Origin of the sequence: Streptomyces ovatisporus, from assembly GCF_042653885.1 — a bacterium.
GTDB lineage: Bacteria > Actinomycetota > Actinomycetes > Streptomycetales > Streptomycetaceae > Streptomyces > Streptomyces ovatisporus.
Genome location: NZ_JBHSFH010000006.1, coordinates 102,021 through 120,155 on the forward strand (window position 1 = coordinate 102,021; position 18,135 = coordinate 120,155).

14 protein-coding genes are annotated in these 18,135 nt (G+C 72.3%); 7 read left to right on the forward strand and 7 right to left on the reverse strand.

The genetic code is table 11. The annotated features are described in order from the left end of the window. Positions 1 to 112: 112 nt before the first annotated feature. On the forward strand, positions 113 to 499 hold the full coding sequence (locus tag ACFPA8_RS11830) for a hypothetical protein (RefSeq protein WP_386446576.1): 387 nt from the start codon (positions 113 to 115) through the stop codon (positions 497 to 499). Positions 500 to 910: 411 nt separating this feature from the next. Further along, positions 911 to 1,576 (forward strand): HhH-GDP family DNA glycosylase, encoded by a 666-nt coding sequence (locus ACFPA8_RS11835; protein ID WP_386446578.1) that lies wholly within the window; start codon positions 911 to 913, stop codon positions 1,574 to 1,576. 72 nt (positions 1,577 to 1,648) lie between these two features. Here ACFPA8_RS11835 and ACFPA8_RS11840 read toward each other — a convergent pair whose 3' ends face one another. After that, positions 1,649 to 2,830: an acyl-CoA dehydrogenase family protein gene (locus tag ACFPA8_RS11840; RefSeq protein WP_386446581.1), complete on the reverse strand. Its 1,182-nt coding sequence runs from the start codon at positions 2,828 to 2,830 to the stop codon at positions 1,649 to 1,651. Between the two features lie 419 nt (positions 2,831 to 3,249). Here ACFPA8_RS11840 and ACFPA8_RS11845 point away from each other — a divergent pair, with 419 nt between their 5' ends. Further along, complete coding sequence (locus tag ACFPA8_RS11845; RefSeq protein ID WP_386446584.1) at positions 3,250 to 4,536, forward strand: glycoside hydrolase family 18 protein; 1,287 nt, start codon at positions 3,250 to 3,252, stop codon at positions 4,534 to 4,536. Between the two features lie 222 nt (positions 4,537 to 4,758). Then, positions 4,759 to 6,537, forward strand: coding sequence for a bifunctional 3'-5' exonuclease/DNA polymerase (locus tag ACFPA8_RS11850; protein WP_386446587.1), 1,779 nt, complete (start codon positions 4,759 to 4,761; stop codon positions 6,535 to 6,537). A 226-nt stretch (positions 6,538 to 6,763) separates the two neighbouring features. Here the strand turns inward: ACFPA8_RS11850 and ACFPA8_RS11855 are convergent, their stop codons facing one another. From ACFPA8_RS11855 to ACFPA8_RS11865, 3 genes are all read right to left on the reverse strand, one after another. Beyond that, positions 6,764 to 7,177 carry an HIT family protein gene (locus ACFPA8_RS11855; protein WP_386446590.1) on the reverse strand — a complete coding sequence of 138 codons (414 nt, stop codon included), beginning with the start codon at positions 7,175 to 7,177 and terminating at the stop codon, positions 6,764 to 6,766. 71 nt (positions 7,178 to 7,248) lie between these two features. Further along, positions 7,249 to 10,593 (reverse strand): amidohydrolase family protein, encoded by a 3,345-nt coding sequence (locus ACFPA8_RS11860; RefSeq protein ID WP_386446593.1) that lies wholly within the window; start codon positions 10,591 to 10,593, stop codon positions 7,249 to 7,251. Positions 10,594 to 10,796: 203 nt separating this feature from the next. Further along, positions 10,797 to 11,693 (reverse strand): LysR family transcriptional regulator, encoded by an 897-nt coding sequence (locus ACFPA8_RS11865; protein ID WP_386446596.1) that lies wholly within the window; start codon positions 11,691 to 11,693, stop codon positions 10,797 to 10,799. 107 nt (positions 11,694 to 11,800) lie between these two features. Between ACFPA8_RS11865 and ACFPA8_RS11870 the strand changes: the two genes are divergently transcribed. Further along, positions 11,801 to 12,775, forward strand: coding sequence for an aldo/keto reductase (locus ACFPA8_RS11870; RefSeq protein WP_386446599.1), 975 nt, complete (start codon positions 11,801 to 11,803; stop codon positions 12,773 to 12,775). Positions 12,776 to 12,947: 172 nt separating this feature from the next. Then, positions 12,948 to 13,952, forward strand: a complete 1,005-nt coding sequence (locus ACFPA8_RS11875) for an aldo/keto reductase (protein WP_386446602.1) — start codon at positions 12,948 to 12,950, stop codon at positions 13,950 to 13,952. 98 nt (positions 13,953 to 14,050) lie between these two features. Here the strand turns inward: ACFPA8_RS11875 and ACFPA8_RS11880 are convergent, their stop codons facing one another. Beyond that, complete coding sequence (locus tag ACFPA8_RS11880) at positions 14,051 to 14,878, reverse strand: aldo/keto reductase (RefSeq protein WP_386446604.1); 828 nt, start codon at positions 14,876 to 14,878, stop codon at positions 14,051 to 14,053. Between the two features lie 189 nt (positions 14,879 to 15,067). Between ACFPA8_RS11880 and ACFPA8_RS11885 the strand changes: the two genes are divergently transcribed. After that, positions 15,068 to 15,859 carry an SDR family NAD(P)-dependent oxidoreductase gene (locus ACFPA8_RS11885; RefSeq protein ID WP_386446607.1) on the forward strand — a complete coding sequence of 264 codons (792 nt, stop codon included), beginning with the start codon at positions 15,068 to 15,070 and terminating at the stop codon, positions 15,857 to 15,859. 59 nt (positions 15,860 to 15,918) lie between these two features. Here ACFPA8_RS11885 and ACFPA8_RS11890 read toward each other — a convergent pair whose 3' ends face one another. Next, positions 15,919 to 16,821, reverse strand: coding sequence for a TIGR03619 family F420-dependent LLM class oxidoreductase (locus ACFPA8_RS11890; protein WP_386446610.1), 903 nt, complete (start codon positions 16,819 to 16,821; stop codon positions 15,919 to 15,921). Continuing rightward, positions 16,716 to 17,681 (reverse strand): DUF817 domain-containing protein, encoded by a 966-nt coding sequence (locus ACFPA8_RS11895; protein WP_386446613.1) that lies wholly within the window; start codon positions 17,679 to 17,681, stop codon positions 16,716 to 16,718. The genes ACFPA8_RS11890 and ACFPA8_RS11895 overlap by 106 nt, the downstream gene beginning before the upstream one ends. Positions 17,682 to 18,135 lie beyond the last annotated feature (454 nt).

The window sequence follows — 18,135 nt, forward strand, 5'->3', positions numbered from 1 at the left end:
CACACGTGCACCCGTGTCCCCGGGCGTGCGGCGATTACCCGTATGACGCCACGGGAAGTGCTTGTGTGGCCGGGGGCGAGATGCCCGGCAGGTCCACCCGAGGGGGATTTGCATGCGCACTGTGAAGCGGGTCCGCACTTCCATGTCCGCCGCTGCCGCGGCCGTGCAGGAGGACGCGGCTCCCGAGGCGTACGACAGCGAGACCTACGACATCTTCCGGGTGACCTGCCCGGACTGCGGGCAGCCGATCGCACTGCTCGCCGAGGAGGACAGACTTCCCGAGCACGGACTGTGCGCCTCGCCGTGGGACCCGTTCGGGCTGACGGTCTGCCAGGGCTCGGGCCGGCCGGCCAGCGAGGCCGCCCCCATGGGGCAGGACGGAGGACAAGAGCACGATGTGACGGCCCTGTTGACGCTTCCGGCCGGTCTGGACTGGCGGATGCAGCCCTTCTCGCACGCGGGCCGCCCCGAACCCGTCCGTGTGAGCGACGTTCGATGACCCGCTGAAACGACTGTCCAGACTGTCCCTTCGAACAGCTGAGGACTCGGCGCCCATCTCCCGCGAGGCGGGCGCCGGCACGTCGAGGGCAGCGTGCCCACCCGGCCGCACCGCCCTCATCCTGGCGCCGCACCGGCTTCTGCGTACGGTCTGTCGCGTACGGTCTTCCGCGTAGCGACCCTGCCGCCGTACCGGTCCGTGCCCCGGCGCTCGTCGGGTCTCCTCCCCGGGCCACGCCTCCGTAGGCCCCTCCGCGGTCTCCGTCGCCGGACTTCCCGCCCGCCACGCAGCGCGGTGCCGCCCTGCCCGTGACCGGAGTCCGCCGGCCCGCGCCCGCAGGACTCCCCCGCACGCTGATGGGCACCCGGACTCCCTGACGCAGCAGCCGAACACAGTCGAGTGAGGCCCCTCATGACACAGACGAAGACGAGGCCCAGGACGTCGCGGCAGACCGGCGAGCGGGCGACCGTGCGCGCCCTCCTGGAGCGGCACGGCCAGACGTACGCCCAGCAGGCGGGCATCACCCTGCGCGACACCCCCTCCCCGCTCTACCGGCTCCTGGTGCTCTCCCATCTGCTCTCCGCACGGATCCGGGCGGACATCGCGGTCGCGTCCTCCCGTGCGCTCTCCGACGCGGGGATGAAGGACGCCCGCAGAATGGCCGACGCCACCTGGCAGCAGCGCGTGGACGCCCTCGGCGTGGGCGGCTACCGGCGCTACGACGAGCGGACCGCCACCCAGCTCGGTGAGGGCGCTGAGCTGCTGCTCAGGGAGTACCGGGGAGACCTGCGGCGGCTGCGGGACGACCCGCACCCGGACGAGCGGCTCCGGGAGGTGCCGGGCATCGGCCCCACCGGGGTGGACATCTTCCTGCGCGAAGTGCAGGAGGTGTGGCCGGAGTTCAGGCCGTACTTCGGCCGGAAGGCCCTGCAGGGCGCCGAGCGGCTGGGGCTGCCCGGGTCACCCGAGCGGCTGAGCTCGCTGGTCGCCGAACGCGACTGCGCGCGTCTGGCCGCGGGACTGGTACGTGCCGCGCTCGACAAGAAGGTGGTCGACGACGTGCGGGAAGCGGAGTGACACCGCTTCCCGCGTCCGCCGTGCGCCGGCAGCGCCGCGCTTCGCGGCTGCCGCCCGCGCCGTCCGTCGGTGCTACGGCCGGCGTCTGTTCTCGGGACCCGCGAGCTGCCGGGCGATGACCATGCGCTGGATCTGGTTCGTTCCCTCGACGATCTGGAGCACCTTCGCCTCACGCATGTACCGCTCCACCGGGAAGTCGGTGGTGTAGCCGTAGCCGCCCAGGAGCTGGACGGCGTCCGTGGTCACACGCATCGCGGCGTCCGTGCAGAAGAGCTTGGCCATCGCCGCTTCCCGGGAGAAGGGCCGGCCTGCGTCCCGCAGCCGCGCGGCGCTGAGGTAGAGCGCCCGCCCGGCCTCGATCTGGGTGGCCATGTCGGCGAGCATGAAGCGCAGGCCCTGGAAGTCGGTGAGGGGACGCCCGAACTGCTCGCGCCCCTGCATGTACGCAAGGGACTCGTCGAGGGCCGCCTGAGCGAGACCCACGGCACAGGCCGCGATGCCCAGCCGTCCGGATTCCAGCGCGGACAGTGCGACGGTCAGGCCCTGGCCCTCCTCCCCGATCCGTCGGGCGTCGCTGACGCGTACGCCGTCGAAGTGGAGCTGCGCGGTGGGTGAACCGTTCATGCCCATCTTGCGTTCGGGAGGGGCGGCGCTGAGGCCGTCCGCGCCGCCCGGTACGAGGAAGGCGGAGATGCCGCGGGGACCCTCGTCACCCGTACGGGCCAGGACCGTGTAGAAGTCGGCGACGCCGCCGTGGGTGATCCACGCCTTGGTGCCGTCGAGGACCCAGTCCTCGCCGTCCTGACGGGCGCGCGTGCGCAGGGAGGCGGCGTCCGAACCGGACGCGGGCTCCGAGAGGCAGTACGCACCGAGCGTTCCGCCGCCGAGCATGGCCGGGAGATGGTCGGTGCGCTGCTGCTTGCTGCCGAAGACGGCGAGCCCGTGGCAGGCGAGCGTGTGGACGCTGGTGCCGAGTCCGACGGTCAGACGGGCGGCGGCCAGCTCCTCCACGACCTGCAGATAGACCTCGTAGGGCTGGTTCCCGCCGCCGAACTCCTCCGAGTACGGGAGGCCGAGCAGTCCCGACCGGGAGAGCAGGGCGAAGACGTCGCGGGGGAAGTGCCCCGATGCCTCTTCCTCGGCTGCGCGCGGGCGGATCTCCCGCTGGACGAGTTCACGTACGAGGGCCAGCAGATCGCGGGCCTCCTGGGTGGGCAGTTGCCGCTCCACCGGCTGCGGTCCGTATTCGGGCATCACGACGCTCTCCTCCTGTCGGGGGCTGCGGCGACGGACCGGGGTGTGGTGGCGCCGCCGTGGCCGGTCCGCTGCCGGAGCCGGGACCGGTGGACCGCTTGCCGCGAGGGTGCCGTGCCGGGTTGCGACGTCGGCTGACCAGCGGCTGCGGCGGAAAGAGTATGCCCGATCAGCGGCAAGCCGTCACGGGCAGGAAGGGGCGGAAAGCGCGGGTGCGGCGGGATACGGGGGCGTTTTCACCACGGCAACCTCGGAAGGATTAGTTCGAACCATTGACTCACTGGTCTAGTCCTTCTAGATTCCGGCGCGAAGCTTCTCCGCACTTGCCTGCCCTGTGCTCCGTTTCCCTTCCCCACGCCTCCTCCGTTCCGCCGCTGCGCCGACGCAGCGGATCCCACCGACTTTCGCGAGGGAGAAACATGACCGGACTGTTCGCACCGATTCGGCCAAGACGCACACGTTCCGCCCGGCGGCGCCTCGGCGGGCTGCTCGCCGCCTGCTGTGCGACCCTGATGGCCGCCACGCTCTCCTTCGGCGGCGCAGGTGCGGCAGCAGCCGCACCGGAGCCGTCCCCCGTCGGCCAGGACGCGCAACGCCCAGCCGCCGACGGCAAGTTGGTGGGCTACTTCGCCAACTGGGACGTGTATCAGCGCAATTACCACGTGAAGAACATCGACACATCCGGGTCCGCCGCCGAACTCACGCACATCAACTACGCGTTCGGCAACGTCCAAGGCGGGAAGTGCACCGTCGGCGACGCGTTCGCCGACTACGAGAAGGCCTACACCGCCGAACAGAGCGTCGACGGCACGGCCGACGCCTGGGACCAGCCGCTGCGCGGCAACTTCAACCAGCTGCTGAAGCTCAAGGCCAAGCACCCCCAGCTGAAGGTGCTGTGGTCCTTCGGCGGCTGGACCTGGTCCGGCGGCTTCGCCGAGGCGGCGAAGAATCCGGAGGCGTTCGCCGACTCCTGCCGCCAGCTGCTCGACGACCCCCGCTGGGAAGGGCTGTTCGACGGCATCGACATCGACTGGGAGTACCCCAACGCCTGCGGCCTGACCTGTGACGAGAGCGGCCCGCAGGCCTTCACGGATGTGGTCAGGGCGCTCCGCGCGGAATTCGGCGGCGACAGGCTCGTCACGGCCGCGATCACCGCCGACGCCTCGGCGGGCGGCAAGCTGGAGGCCACCGACTACGCGGGCGCCGCCCAGTACGTCGACTGGTATCTGCCCATGACGTACGACTACTTCGGCGCGTGGGACGCCCAAGGCCCCACCGCTCCCCACTCGCCGCTGACGGCCTACAAGGGCATCCCCAAGGACGGCTTCGACGCGGCCTCGACGGTGGAGAAGCTGACCGGCATGGGCGTACCTCCCGGCAAGCTGCTGCTCGGGCTCGGGTTCTACGGACGCGGCTGGAGCGGTGTGAGCCAGGCCGAGCCGGGCGGCAGCGCCACCGGCGCGGCGCCCGGGACGTACGAGCAGGGCATCGAGGACTACGAAGTCCTCAAGGACCGCTGCCCGTCGACCGGTTCGGTCGCGGGCACCGCGTACGCACACTGCGGGGACCAGTGGTGGAGCTACGACACTCCGGAGACCGTCGGCAGCAAGACCGACTGGGCGCGCGAGAAGGGGCTCGGCGGTTCGTTCGTGTGGGAGCTGAGCGGGGACACCGCGGAAGGGGAGCTGATCAAGGCCGTGCGCTGACGGGTCCCCCGGGAGGCGGGGCTCCGGATACCGGTGCTCTGTCTCCTCGGTCTCCTCGGTCTCCTCGGTCTCGTCGGTCCCGTCGGTCCCGTCGGCCTCTTCGGCCTGGCCGGCGTCCTCCGGCTCGTGCGTCCCGTCGGAACGGCGGGGCGCACGGGTGCGCGGGCAGGAGCGCCGGGAGAGCGGGGGGGGGTGTCAGAGGCTCCTGCGAGACTCCCCGGCATGACGGTCGACCAGCGGCGCGCGGTCGCTCCGGGCCCGGAAGCGGCCGGGGGCGGCCGGACGGAGCCGGGGACACCGGCCCGCTGGGCGCTCGCCGAGAGCGCCGACGGCCGCGCCCTGGTCTGCCCGCTCGACGGCGCGGGCAGGGCGGCCGGCGCCATGCGCACGGAGGAATCGCCGGCCGCAGCCGTACGTGCCAGGCCGGACGTGAGCCGCTGGGTGTGGCGCTCGACGGCGGCGGTCTACCCGCGGCTGCTGGACGCCGGTGTACGGGTCGAGCGGTGCTACGACGTGGAGGCGGCGGAGGCCCTGCTGCTCGGACACGAAGGGCTGGCGGGCGCGCCGCGTTCACTGCCTGCCGCGTGGGCCCGGCTGCGCGGCCTTCCCGTACCCCCGGATCCTCCCGGCACCTCCCGCGAGGCGGACCCGGAGCCGTCGCTCTTCGACGCCGGTCCCGTTCCCCTGCCGGAGGGCGTCGACGCGATGACCGCGCTGCTGGAGGTGTACGCCCGGCAGCTGGAACGTACGTCGGCGTCCCGGCACCCGGAACGAATACGGCTGTTGCTGGCGGGCGAGTCCGCGGGGACGCTGGTCGCTGCCGAGATGGGACGCGCCGGAGTCCCCTGGCGTGCCGACGTGCACCGCGAGTTGCTGGAGGAACTGCTCGGCGAGCGCTACGGCGGCGGAGGGCTCCCCCGCCGGCTGGCCGAGCTGGAGGAAGAGGTCTCCCGGGCCTTCGGGCCGGGCGAACGGGTGCGGCCCGACCTCCCGGCGGACGTGCTGCGGGCTTTCGCGCGTGCGGGCGTCAGGCTCTCCTCGACCAGGGCATGGGAGCTGCGCGACGTGGAACATCCGGCGGTGGAGCCGCTGTTGCGCTACAAGAAGCTCTACCGGCTCTACACCGCGCACGGCTGGTCGTGGCTGCGCTCCTGGGTGCGCGACGGGCGGTTCCACGCCGAGTACGTTCCGAGCGGTGCCGCTTCCGGCCGCTGGACGACCAACGGGGGCGGCGCACTTCAGATCCCGAAGGTGGTGCGGCGCGCGGTGGTCGCGGACCCCGGATGGCGCCTCGTGGTCGCCGACGCCGACCAGATGGAACCGCGCGTACTCGCCGCCGTCTCGCGCGACCCGGGTCTCATGGCCGTGGCCGGGAGCAGCCAGGACCTGTACACGGCGCTCTCGCGGCACGCCTTCTCCGGGGACCGCGCCCAGGCCAAACTGGCGCTGCTGGGGGCGGTGTACGGCCAGACCAGCGGAGACGGGCTGAGGAACCTCGCGGCGCTCCGGCGGCGCTTCCCGCTGGCGGTCGCGTACGTGGACGACGCGGCACGGGCGGGCGAGGAAGGACGCCTGGTGCGTACGCACCTGGGACGCACATGCCCTCCGGCGGGGTCGGGAGCCACCGGGGACGGCGCGGATGAGGGGGCGGCGTGGGAGGGCGGCGGCGAGGTCCCCGAGTCCCCCACCGGGGCGGGCACTGCGGCGGCAGCGCGGGCACGGGGACGGTTCACGCGGAACTTCGTCGTGCAGGGCAGTGCCGCGGACTGGGCGGTGCTGATGCTGGCCGCGCTGCGCCAGGAACTCACCGGCCTCGAAGCGGAGTTGGTCTTCTTCCAGCACGACGAGGTGATCGTGCACTGTCCGGCGGCCGAGGCGGAAGAGGTACGGAAGGCGATCAGCACGGCTGGAGAGCGGGCGGGCCGCGCCGCCTTCGGCGGGACACCGGTCAGGTTCCCGTTCAGCACTGCCGTCGTGGAGTGCTACGCGGACGCCAAGTAGGCGCAGTCCGGCGCCTCTTCGGCGTTCGCCCGCAGGCTCCGGAGCGCGGCACTGACGAGTGTCCGTCCGCCTGCGGCGTCGGCGTCGGCGTCGGCGTCGGCGAGCAACGGCTGCCCGGCGCTGCGGCTGCGGCCGGGACACGGGGCCGGAGTCCCGGCCGCGGCCCGAATTCCGGCCCGGACCCCGAGGGGGGGGAGGTGTCCGCGTGCCGCCGTGACGTGCCTGGTCAGCTCTCCAGCGCCGAGCGCAGCCGGGCGGCGACGTCCTCGGCCTCTGCCTCGTCGGCGTAACGGCTGCGCGGCCAGAAGAAGCCGCGCAGGCCGTCCTTCCGGTTGCGGGGCACGACGTGGACGTGGAAGTGCGGTACGGACTGGCTGACCCTGTTGTTGGCCGCGACGAACGAACCGGCCGACTCCATGGCGGACTCCACGGCCGCGGTGATCCGCTGCACGCGGGCGAAGAAGCCGCCCACCGTCTCCGCCGGCAGGTCGGTCAGCGTCTCGTGGTGACGGCGCGGCACCACGAGCGTGTGCCCGGGGAAGAGGGGCCTGGCGTCGAGGAAGGCCACCACGTCCTCGTCCTCGAAGACGCGGTGGGCCCCGCGCCGGCCGTCGATGATCTCGCAGAAGATGCAGTCCACTCCCCCAGTCAACCAGCCCGTCCGCGGGGCGCCCCGGGGCTGACGTCCTGTCGGCGCGGGGTGCCCGGTCGTCACACGCCGGCGTCGCAGCAGCCCTCCCGGCGCAGCTGCCTGCTCACCTTCCGCCAGTCCGGCGCCGCCGTGTCTCCGTCCCCGTCCTTGCGCCTGCCCGCCCCTTCGCCGCCTGGCGGGGGAAAGGCGTCGACGAGGGCGGACTGTTCGAACAGTTCGCCGCCCCGTACCACGGAGACCGTCCGGACGAGGTCGTCGAAGTCCGTGAAGGGGTCACCGTCGACGAGGGTGAGATCGGCGAGTTTGCCCTCCTCGACCGTGCCCAGGTCGTCCTCGGCGCCGAAGACGCGCGCCGGCATCACCGTCGCCGTACGCAGCGCCGCGGCTGCCGAGAGGCCGCCCCGGTGGAGTGCGCGCAGCGCGATGTGGAGGTGAAGACCGACGGGCACGAGCGGCTGGTCGGTGCCGAGGGCGATGAGCCCGCCGGCGTCCAGCACACGCCGGTAGATGTCCGTCTCCCGTGCCAGCGTGGCCAGTTGGGCGTCCGTGGGCGGGTGAGCGGCGAGGTCCGCGACGGCGGCGGTGTCCCAGGGCGGCATCATCCGCGTCACCCTCGGGTCGCCGGCGAGCCCGGGGTCCGCGCCCAGCAGCGGAACGGCCGAGAAGGGGGTGGCGATGAGGTGGAAGCGGGCGCCCTCGGCGGTGTAGATCTCCTCGACGTCCGTGAACGCGTGCCCTGTCGCGGTGGTGGCGTGCCCGAACTCCAGGCGCTGCGTGGCCTGCAGATGCGTGGTCACGTCTCCGCCCAGCTGCACGCCGGGCGTGCACAGGTGGCTGCCCGCCCGGACTCCCAGACGCTCGTGTGCGAACTCCGCAGCCTGCGACATGATCCAGCCGGGGGCACGTACGTAGGTCTTCACGAAATCCCAGCCGAGTCCTTCCGCACGCTCCAGCGAACGGCGCAGGCCGTCCCGGGTGCTGTGCGCGCGTCCCATGCTGTAGGCGACGCGGGGGCCGTCGAGCAGTTCGCCGGTGGTCAGCAGCCGGGGCCCGGCGAGGCTGCCGTGCGCGACGGCTTCGCGGATGCGGGCCTGCTCGTAGGCGAAGCCGCCGAGAGCGACGGCGGTGGTGATGCCGTACGCGAGCTGCGTGGCGGTCTGCCGTCCTCCGTACGTGCTCTGCCAGGGATGGGTGTGGGAGTCCCAGAGGCCCGGCAGGACGGTGCGATCGCCGGCGTCGATGCGGCGGGCCGCCGCACGCCGGGCACGGTGCGGAGCGACGGCGTGGATGCGGCCGTCCCGCACCAGGATGTCGACCTCCTCGCGCACCGTCTCCCCCGTGCCGTCCCAGAGCCGCCCCGCGTGTACGACGGTGTCGCGGGCCCGGGGACGCCGGTGGTGCAGCCGCACATGCACGGTGCGGGCGTCGCCCGTGCGGACATCGAGGCTGCGCAGCCTGCCGGCGGAGAGGTAGAGCAGGGTGCGCGAGTCCCCCGACCAGGAGGGGTGGTCGGCGCTCTCGTCGGTCAGGCGGCGCGGCTCGCCGTCGGGGGTGCCGTCGGGACGGACGGGCAGCAGCCACAGCGCCGACTCGCTGACCAGCGCGAGGTGGCGGCCGTCCGGTGACCAGACGGGGCCGCTGTCGTACCGGTCGGAGAGCGAGGTGTGGGGGGCGACGGGGTGGAGCCGGTCGTCCCCGCTGTCGGCGGCGACGACGCGGATGAGGTTGTAGCCCTCGCGGAAGCGCTGGTTGAGGCGGTTGCGGTCGCACAGTGCGAGATGGCGGCCGTCGGGCGACCAGCTGGGTCTGCCGGGCAGTCCGGCGGCGCCGAGGGGTTCGGCGAGGATTCTCTCCGTCCCGGCTCGCAGGTCACGGACGATCAGGTTGCCCACCATGTCGAGGCAGGCGAGCTTCGTGCCGTCCGGTGAGACGACCGGAAAGACGCGTCCGCCGCGGGAGAGGACTTCTTCCTTCCCGGAGCGCAGGTCGCGCCGGTACACGGCGAACAGCCCGTCCCGGTCGTCGGAGTAGACGAGGCCGCGGCCGTCGGGAGTCCAGGTGGGGGCGAGCGGGTAGCGCGTAGCAGTCGCCTGCAGGATCTTCCGCGGCCGCCCGTGGCCCGAAGTCTCCGCGATCCAGAGGGCGTTGAGTGCCGCGAAGGCCACCCGGCGGCCGTCGGGCGAGAGGGCGGGCAGGTGGAGCGACCGTACGGCACGGCTGCCGCCGCCCGGGTCGAAGTCGTAGTCCTTGACGCGGTACCCCGGCCGCTCCACGGAGGCCGTGGCGCTGAAGGGGATGCGCTCGGCGTCGCCGGGCTCCTCGGTCCTCACGATGCTGAACTGCCCGTCGACGGTGAGCAGCAGGGCGTCGGAGGAGACCCAGCGGGGAGGCACGGGCAGCACTTCGCCGTCCACGCCCAGGGGTTCGCCGTCCACGACCAGGGTGCACGACGCGGACGGGGCCGCGGTGGTGCGGAGATGGGCGAGACGTCCGTCCGGCGAGACGGCAGGGGTCATGACCTCTGCTTCGCTCTCCTCGCCGTACTCGGTGCGTACCGCGCTCGCGCCGTCGGCCCGTACGGAGGCGATCGTGCGGGCCTGCAGGACCGGGCCCTCCTCGCCCTCGACGGTGGCCGCCCGCACGAACAGCACCCGCCGGCCGTCCGGGGACCAGGTCGGGTCGAAGTCCTCCCAGGCTCCCTCCTGCGAGGGGCCGTCCTGCCCGGGCAGGCCCGTCAGGCGGGTGAGGGTGTCGGTGCGGACGTCGAGCACCCAGATCCGGTAGGGGCTTCCGGTGACCGTGTCGCCGTCCCGCTCGGAGGAGAAGGCGATGCGGGTGCCGTCGGGCGACCAGGCCGGACCGCGGTCGTCCCACGGGCCGTCGGTGCGCCGGCGCAGCCCGGAGCCGTCGGGGCGCATGGTCCACAGGTGAAAGCCGCCGCCCCGGTAGGCGCAGACGACGAGTTGCTCGCCGTCCGGGGAGAACTGCGGGCGCGTCGGCTCCAGTTCGGGCTTCGTGAGAGGGACGGCGCGGCCGCCGCCCCGCCGGGGCACGGACCACAGGACGTTCTGGACCTCTGCGACGAGCCGGTCGCCGCCGGGCGCGAGAGTGGCGGCACCGTTGGTGGCCGCGGTGAAGGAGAGCGTGACCCTGGAGGAGGCGGGGGCCGCGCTGCGCGGCGCGGCACCGGGCGTGGCCGCAGCGGCTGTGCCTGCTCCGCCTGCCATGACGGCACCGGTGGCTGCGGCACCGGCAGTGCCTTGCAGGAAGCGGCGCCTCGACAGCCTCGCCGTCCGGGAGAGGGGGTGGGGGTGGGTGACGGGTCCGGGGACGGCGTCCGGTGTCGCGGCGTGCAGTGTCGCGGCGTCCGCCTCGGAAGCGGGGGCGGGGTCTGCAGGGGTCATCGGTCCTCCCGGGCACCGGAGTGGCACGGACACGGTGCGCCGGGTGAGCAGAGATGCCCCGGCGCTGCCGAACCACCGATCCTCTTGGCCGGGCGGTGGGCGGTCAACAAGGCAACACCCGCGTGGCACCGGTGGGTTGCGGACGGCAACGGGGCACGACGAGGCGGGCGCCCCGCTCCTGCGGGACGCTCCCTCACTCGGCGTCAGGTGCCGGCGTCGGGCGTCACGTCCAGGTAGGCACAGAGTTTCCGGGCGGCCGGGCCGGCCGCGTCTCCCGCCGGCAGGGCGACCGAGACCTCCCACACGGGAGCGGGTCCGTCCGTCAGCGGCACCGCACGCAGTCCGGACGCCTGGGGCTTGCGCGCGAAGTGACGCGGCACGACGGCGACACCGAGCCCCTGCTGCACCAGTTCGATCATGCTGTGGACATCGTTGACCTCCAGGGCGACCTGTCTCTCCAGGCCGGCGGCGGCAAACGTCTTCTCCGTCAACTGACGTACTCCCCAGTCGAGTTGGAAGTCGACGAGCGCTTCACCCTTCAGGTCCGCCCACCGGGCCTCCGCCCCGGCGGCAAGCGTGTGCCGGGGATGGCAGAGCAGGATCAGGGGCTCCTCGGTCAGCGGCAGCAGCCGTACGCCCTGAGGCGGCGGGCCGCACAGGGCCACGAACGCCAGGTCGAGCCGCCCGGCGGCGACGGCCTCGGCCAGCTGGGCCGAGCCTGCCTGGCGCAGCCGGATCTCCACCTGGGGGTGCTCCTCCCGGAAGCGCGCCAGCAGTTCGGGCACGTTCACACCGGCGATGCACTGCTCGGTCCCCACCGACAGGGTGCCTCGCAGGAGACCCTGCACGGCGGCGACAGCCTCCCTGGCCGCCCGTACGCTCGCGAGGGTCCGGGTGGCCTCGCTCAGCAGCGCCCGGCCCGGCCCGGTCAACTCGACGCTGCGCGTGGTGCGTACGAACAGTTTCGCGCCCAGCTCCCGCTCCAGTGCGCGGATGGAGGCGGAGAGTCCCGACTGGGAGACCATCAGCTGCTCGGCGGCACGGGTGAAGTGCCGCTCCTCTGCCACGGTGACGAAGTATTCGAGGTGCCGTAGTTCCACGATTGAGAAGCCTAGTCGCTGAATCCGTTCACTTTCTTCTATTGGACGGATGGCAGCGGGCACGTGAGGCTTGAGACGTCCACTGCCGCGAGGTGAGGAGCGCACGCATGCAGACCACCACTCTGGGAGCCACCGGCCTGAACGTCTCCCGCGTCGCGTACGGCACCTGGCAGCTGGGCGGAGAATGGGGCTCGTTCGACGAGGACGCCGCGAAACGCGCCATCCGGCACGCCCGCGAGCTGGGCGTCAACTTCTTCGACACGGCTCAGGCCTACGGCTTCGGTGTCTCGGAGCGGCTGCTGGGCGAGGCGCTGCGCGAGGATCTGGCCCGGGACCGGGACAGCGTCGTGATCGCCACCAAGGGCGGAATCCGCCCCCTGCCGACGGCGGGCGTGACACGCGACGCCTCGCCCGCGTTCCTGCGCGAAGGCGTCGAGCAGAGCCTGCGGGCCCTGGGCGTGGAGACGATCGACCTGTACCAGGTGCACTGGCCCGACCCGCGGGTTCCCGCGGCGGAGACCGCCGCTGCGCTGCAGGAGATGGCCGACGAGGGGAAGCTGCGCCACATCGGGGTCTCCAACTACGACGTCGGGCAGATGGAGGAGTTCGCGGCCGTACGTCCCGTGGAGACCCTGCAGCCGCCCTATCACCTCTTCCGCCGGGGCATCGAGCACGGGATCCTGCCCTACGCCCGGGAACACGGCATCGGCGTACTCGCCTACAGTCCACTCGCCAGCGGACTGCTCACCGGACGATTCGACGAGAACACCCGCTTCGAGGAGAGCGACTGGCGCGGCCGGGCCACCGCCTTCACCGGGGAGGCGCTGCGCCGGAACGTCGCCGTGGTGCGCCGGCTGGCGGAGTTCGCCGAGGCCCGCGGCCACAGTGTCAGTCAGCTCGCGATCGCGTGGGTGCTCGCCCGTGTCGACGTGGCGCTGGTGGGCGCCCGCAGCAGCCGCAACATCGAGGCGAGTGCGGCTGCCGCCGGCATCTCCCTGAGCGAGGAGGAGCTGGCGGAGATCGAGCGCATCGCCGCGGACGGCGTGGAGGTCGAGGGCGCCAGCCCCGAAGGCGTCGCCTGAGTCCCCACGCACCGTGCGCGCCGTACCGCGTCCCGCCTTGCCCGCGCCCCTCCCGCCCGGGCGCCGCCTCGTCACGAGGCAGTCCCGGCACGAGCCGGCCCCGGCACGAGCAGTCCCGTCACGCCCCGAACACGCCTGAGAAGACAGCGGAAACATCCGAGGAGAAACATCCGTGTACCGAGCACACGAAGGCCGCTACGACACCATGCCCTACCGCCGCACCGGCCGCAGCGGACTCCGCCTGCCCGCGATATCGCTGGGCCTGTGGCACAACTTCGGCACCGACCGGCCGCTGGAGCAGCAGCGCGCCATCGTGCGGCGGGCCTTCGACCTGGGTGTCACGCACTTCGACCTGGCCAACAACTACGGACCGCCACCCGGCGCGGCGGAGACCGCGTTCGGCCGCATCTTCCACGAGGACCTGCGCCCCTACCGCGACGAGATCCTCGTCTCCACCAAGGCAGGACACCTGATGTGGCCCGGCCCGTACGGGGAGTGGGGCTCACGCAAGAGCCTGCTGGCCTCCCTCGACCAGAGCCTGGGACGTACGGGCCTCGACCATGTCGACATCTTCTACTCGCACCGGCCCGACCCGGACACGCCCCTGGAGGAGACGATGGGCGCGCTCCACACGGCCGTACAGCAGGGCAAGGCCCTCTACGCGGGGATCTCCAACTACTCGCCGGAGCAGACGCGCCGGGCCTCGCAGATCCTGGAGGAGCTGGGTACGCCCCTGCTCATCCACCAGCCGCGCTACTCGATGCTGGACCGCCGGCCGGAGGAGGGGCTGCTGGAGACGCTGCGCGGCATCGGCGCCGGCTCGATCGTCTTCTCACCACTCGCCCAGGGCCTGCTCACCAAGCGCTACCTCGACGGTGTGCCCGCCGACTCCCGTGCGGCGGGGGCGAGTCCGTTCCTCAGCACGGGCCAGATCACCGAGCAGACCGTCGCCGTGCTGCGGGAACTCGACGCCCTGGCGCAGGAGCGGGGGCAGTCCCTGGCCCAGACGGCGCTGGCATGGGTGCTGCGCGGCGGCCGCGTCACCTCGGCGCTGGTGGGAGCGAGCAGCCCCGAGCAGCTCGCGGACAGTGTGGCCGCCACGGAACGGCTCGACTTCACCGAGGAGGAACTGGCCCGCATCGACGCGCTGTCGGAGCGGTTGCCCGCACTGTCCTGACCCCGTGCCGCGCTCACCGCGGCCTGCGCCTTCCGGACAACCCGGTGGCTCCCGCTCCGGCGGGAGCCACCACGGCCGGTCCGCCGCTCACCGCCGCCTCAGTTGAACGTCTCCGGGTCCGGCCCGACCCGTTCCCCCGTCTCCATGCCGCCGATGGCTGCCAGGTCCTCCTCGTCGAGTTCGAAGTCGAACACGTCGAGGTTCTCGCGCATCCGGGCCGGTGTGACCGACTTGGGAATGACGACGTTGCCCAGCTGCAGGTGCCACCGCAGGACGATCTGCGCGGGGGTCCTGCCGTGCTTCCCGGCGATGCCGGTGACGACTCCGTCGTCCAGGACACCGTTGTTACGGCCCAGCGGCGACCAGGCCTCCGAGGCGATGCCGTGGTCGGCGTGGAACGTGCGCAACTGCTCCTGCTGCAGCTTCGGGTGGAGCTCGATCTGGTTGACGGCGGGCACCACGCCGGTCTCCGCCATGAGCCGGCGCAGGTGCGCCGCATGGAAGTTGGAGACGCCGACGGCCTTGGCGCGCCCCAGCTCGTAGATCTTCTCCAGGGCCTTCCAGGTCTCGACGTACAGGTCCCTCGCGGGCAGCGGCCAGTGGATGAGGTAGAGATCCACGTATTCGAGGCCGAGCTTGGCCAGGGAAACCTCGAAGGCGTGCCTGGCGGCGTCGTAACCCTGGTCGGTGTTCCACAGCTTCGTCGTCACGAAGAGTTCCTCGCGCGGGATGCCGGATGCGGCGATGGCGCGGCCCGTACCCTCCTCGTTCCGGTACAGGGAGGCCGTGTCGATGCTGCGGTACCCGTACTCCAGCGCGGCGGAGACCACATCCTGGGTGTCGTCCTCGGGCACCTGGTACACGCCGAAGCCCAACTGGGGCATGGACAGGCCGTTGTTGAGGGTGACAGCGGGAACTGTGCTCACGTCTCTGCTTCCTCGGTCTCTGGGGATGGCTTCCGGTGCTGGTCCCTCGGTCGCCGTCTCCTCAAACCTCGCGGGCTCGCCCTGTACGGGGCGCGGTACGGGCGGTCGGGTGAAGAAGGTCTCCCTACTCTCCGGTATCGTCCAGGTCCGCCGGAGTCCCGGCGCTGACGAACCAGAGGGGCCGAGCCGATGCGAATCGCTGGATCCACCGTCCTGCTCACCGGAGTGACCGGCGGCATAGGGCGCACCATCGCGCAGCAACTCGCCGCCGCCGGTGCCACGTTGGTGCTCACAGGACGGCGTGCGGAGCTGCTGGAGCCGATCGCTGCGGAACTCGGCGCCCGCAGCATCGTCGCGGACCTGGCCGACTCGGGTCAGGTCACCCGGCTCGCGGAGCAGGCGGCCGGCGCCGACATCCTGGTGGCGAACGCGGCGCTGCCCTCCAGCGGTGACCTTCTCGACTACACGCCCGAACAGATAGACCGTTCCCTCGAGGTCAACCTGCGCGCGCCCGTCATGCTGGCGCGTCTCCTCGCCCCGCGCATGGTCGAAGCCGGCCGCGGCCACCTCGCCTTCGTCGGCTCGATGTCGGGCAAGGCGGCCACGCCCGCCGCGTCCCTCTACTCCGCGGCGAAGTTCGGGCTGCGCGGCTTCGCCCAGAGCTTCCGGCAGGATCTGCACGGGACGGGCGTCGGCGTCTCGATCGTCCAGCCCGGCTTCGTACGCGACGCGGGCATGTTCGCCGCCACCGGTGCCGAGCCCCCGGGCGGGCTCGGGACGGTCACACCCGGACAGGTGGCCGCGGGGGTGCTGCGGGCCGTGGAGCGCGATCTGTGCGAGGTCAACGTCGCCCCGCTCATGCTGCGGCTGGGCGCCGCCGTCGCCGGGCAGTTCCCCGGCTTCGCGGAGAGGATCCAGCGCCGCAGCAACTCGGAGCGCACCATCCGGCAGATCGTCGAGGCGCAGCGCGGCTCCCGCTGAGCGTACGGCGTGCCGAACCGGCCCCCGCACAGGACCGGCCGGGTGTCCGCGCGTGGCCGCTACCGCGCGGCCGGGCCGAGTACGTGCCGCGCGACCGTCTCCAGTACGAGTTCGTCCTCGGCCTGGTCACGCATCGACTGCGGCTCGCCCCTGTAGGTGTCGAACAGGACGTGCGACGCGCCGAGTTCGGCCAGGTCGTCCAGGTCCTGCCGGATCTGGTCGAGGGTGCCCTGCCCGGCCAGGCGGGTCTCCTCGGGGAGCGGGCCGTCGGTCAGCAGGAGCGGCAGCCGGGGAGCGAACTGCGGTACGGGGCGGCCTGCTTCCTCGGCGAGGCGGCGCAGAGCCGGGAGCGCGTCGTCGCGGAACCACGCCATGCGCTGATTGAGGGGGTGCCACGCGTCGCCGTACTTCACGGCGCGGCGCAGGGCGGCCCTGCTGCCGCCACCGATCCACACGGGAGGTGTGCGCACCGGAAGCGGGCCGGTCGACACGTCGTCGAACGAGACGAACTCCCCGTGATGGGAGATCTTCTCCTGCCGCCAGGCGCGGGTGACCACCTCCAGGTACTCGTCCGTGACGGCTCCGCGCCGCCGGAACGGCACGCCGAGTGCCGCGTACTCGGTCTCGCTCCAGCTCACCCCGACGCCGAAGATGAAGCGGCCGTTGCTGAAGTTGTCGATGTTCGCCACCGCTCGCGCCGTCAGCAGCGGGTGCCGGAAGGGCAACACGGTGACGGTGGTTCCGAGTTCGATCCGCTCGGTGCTTCCCGCCAGCCAGGCCAGAGTGGTGAAGGGGTCGTAGAAGGGTGCCTCGTACTGCTGGGCCACCTGCTCGGTGACTGCGACGTGGTCGGAGATCATCGCGAAGTGGAAGCCGCGGTCCTCCGCGTACCGCGCCCAGCGCAGCAGACTCGAAGGTCCGGTGCCCCGCCCGAAGTTGAGGATGTTGACTCCGAAGCGCACCGGTTGTCTCCGATCTTCGTCCGACTGAGAATCCCGCGGCCGGAGGGCTCGGCGTCCTTCGTGGACTCCTGGCCCCCGTCCCCTCCCGGCGGCAGGGCGGTCACAGCGGTCCGGGACGAGGCCACGAGGACGAAGGTGACGCTGATCAGCAACGCCCACGCGGCGGCCTTCGAGAAGGTGACCGGCTGCCAGCCGTCGAGTTGGTGAGGATAGCTCCACGCCCCGACGAACGTCGCGGCGTTTTCCGCGACCCACAGGAAGAAGCCGATGAGGGCGAACGAAAGGCCCAGCGGCATGTGATGGCGGCTTCCGCCCACGCGATAGCAGACGCGGGCACCCGCCGTCGCCCCCACCATGGCGGCGGCCAGCCACCAGCGGACGTCGGGAAGCCAGTGGTGCGTGAAGAAGTTGAGGTAGACCGCTGCGGCCAGCACTGCCATGATCCGCGGCCTGTAACCCGTCAGGTGCAGCTCCATCAGCCGCCAGGCCCGGCACACGTAACTGCCCACTGCGGCATAGAGGAAGCCGCCGTACAGGGGCACTCCCGCGATCTTCGTCAGCGCGGCCTCCGGGTAGCTCCACGAGCCCAGCTGCACCTTCACCAGCTCGAAGAGCAGGCCGATGAGATGGCAAGCGGCGATCACGGCCGTGTCCCGTGCGCTGTCCCAGCCGAGCCGCCTCGCCAGTACGGCGAGCACGACACCGTAGGCGAGGACGAGGTCGTAGCGGGCGAGCGGCAGTTCCGGCAGCAGAGATGATGTCGCGATGCCGCCGATCAGCGCCACGGCGAACGCGCAGCAGCGCGCCTGGAGCCAGGCGAAGCGCAGCAGCTGCCGCCCGGCGTGCAACATCCCGTCCATGCAGGTACAGGACGCACAGCGCGCCTCCCCGGTTCGCCGCGCGGCGGCACGGCACGGCCGGTGCCGGAAAGCTGTCGAGCCGGTGGCGGGGCTTCTCCTGCCCTGTCCGCAGGCCCTGTCCGCGTGCCCTGTCCGCATGCCCTGTCCGCATGCCCTGCCCCCGTGCCGTACGCGAAGACCTCCTACGTCTGCCTGTCCTGCCGGGCCTCGTACAAGCAGCCGTACGAGAGCCCGAAGGGGCCCGTTCCGCCGCATGGCGGCCGGAACTCCCGCGAGAACGCGGTCGGAAACCCCGTGGCAGTTCGCGCCCCACGGGCTGCTGACCAGGGCGGTGCCCCGGTCGTATGGTCGCCGTACCGGCCGGACGGGACGAGGGCTTCTCCGGCGGGAGCGGCGCGCATCCCTCCGGTGCGGACGGCCTTGGTCCCCCGCGGGCCGGGCACGCTCGACAGCG

Excerpts from the sequence above, each read along its gene's own strand:
- ACFPA8_RS11830 (WP_386446576.1), top strand. The coding sequence starts at position 113 with ATGCGCACTGTGAAGCGGGTCCGCACTTCCATGTCCGCCGCTGCCGCG.
- ACFPA8_RS11835 (WP_386446578.1), top strand. The coding sequence starts at position 911 with ATGACACAGACGAAGACGAGGCCCAGGACGTCGCGGCAGACCGGCGAG.
- ACFPA8_RS11840 (WP_386446581.1), bottom strand. The coding sequence starts at position 2,830 with ATGCCCGAATACGGACCGCAGCCGGTGGAGCGGCAACTGCCCACCCAG.
- ACFPA8_RS11845 (WP_386446584.1), top strand. The coding sequence starts at position 3,250 with ATGACCGGACTGTTCGCACCGATTCGGCCAAGACGCACACGTTCCGCC.
- ACFPA8_RS11850 (WP_386446587.1), top strand. The coding sequence starts at position 4,759 with ATGACGGTCGACCAGCGGCGCGCGGTCGCTCCGGGCCCGGAAGCGGCC.
- ACFPA8_RS11860 (WP_386446593.1), bottom strand. The coding sequence starts at position 10,593 with ATGACCCCTGCAGACCCCGCCCCCGCTTCCGAGGCGGACGCCGCGACA.
- ACFPA8_RS11870 (WP_386446599.1), top strand. The coding sequence starts at position 11,801 with ATGCAGACCACCACTCTGGGAGCCACCGGCCTGAACGTCTCCCGCGTC.
- ACFPA8_RS11885 (WP_386446607.1), top strand. The coding sequence starts at position 15,068 with ATGCGAATCGCTGGATCCACCGTCCTGCTCACCGGAGTGACCGGCGGC.
- ACFPA8_RS11895 (WP_386446613.1), bottom strand. The coding sequence starts at position 17,681 with ATGGACGGGATGTTGCACGCCGGGCGGCAGCTGCTGCGCTTCGCCTGG.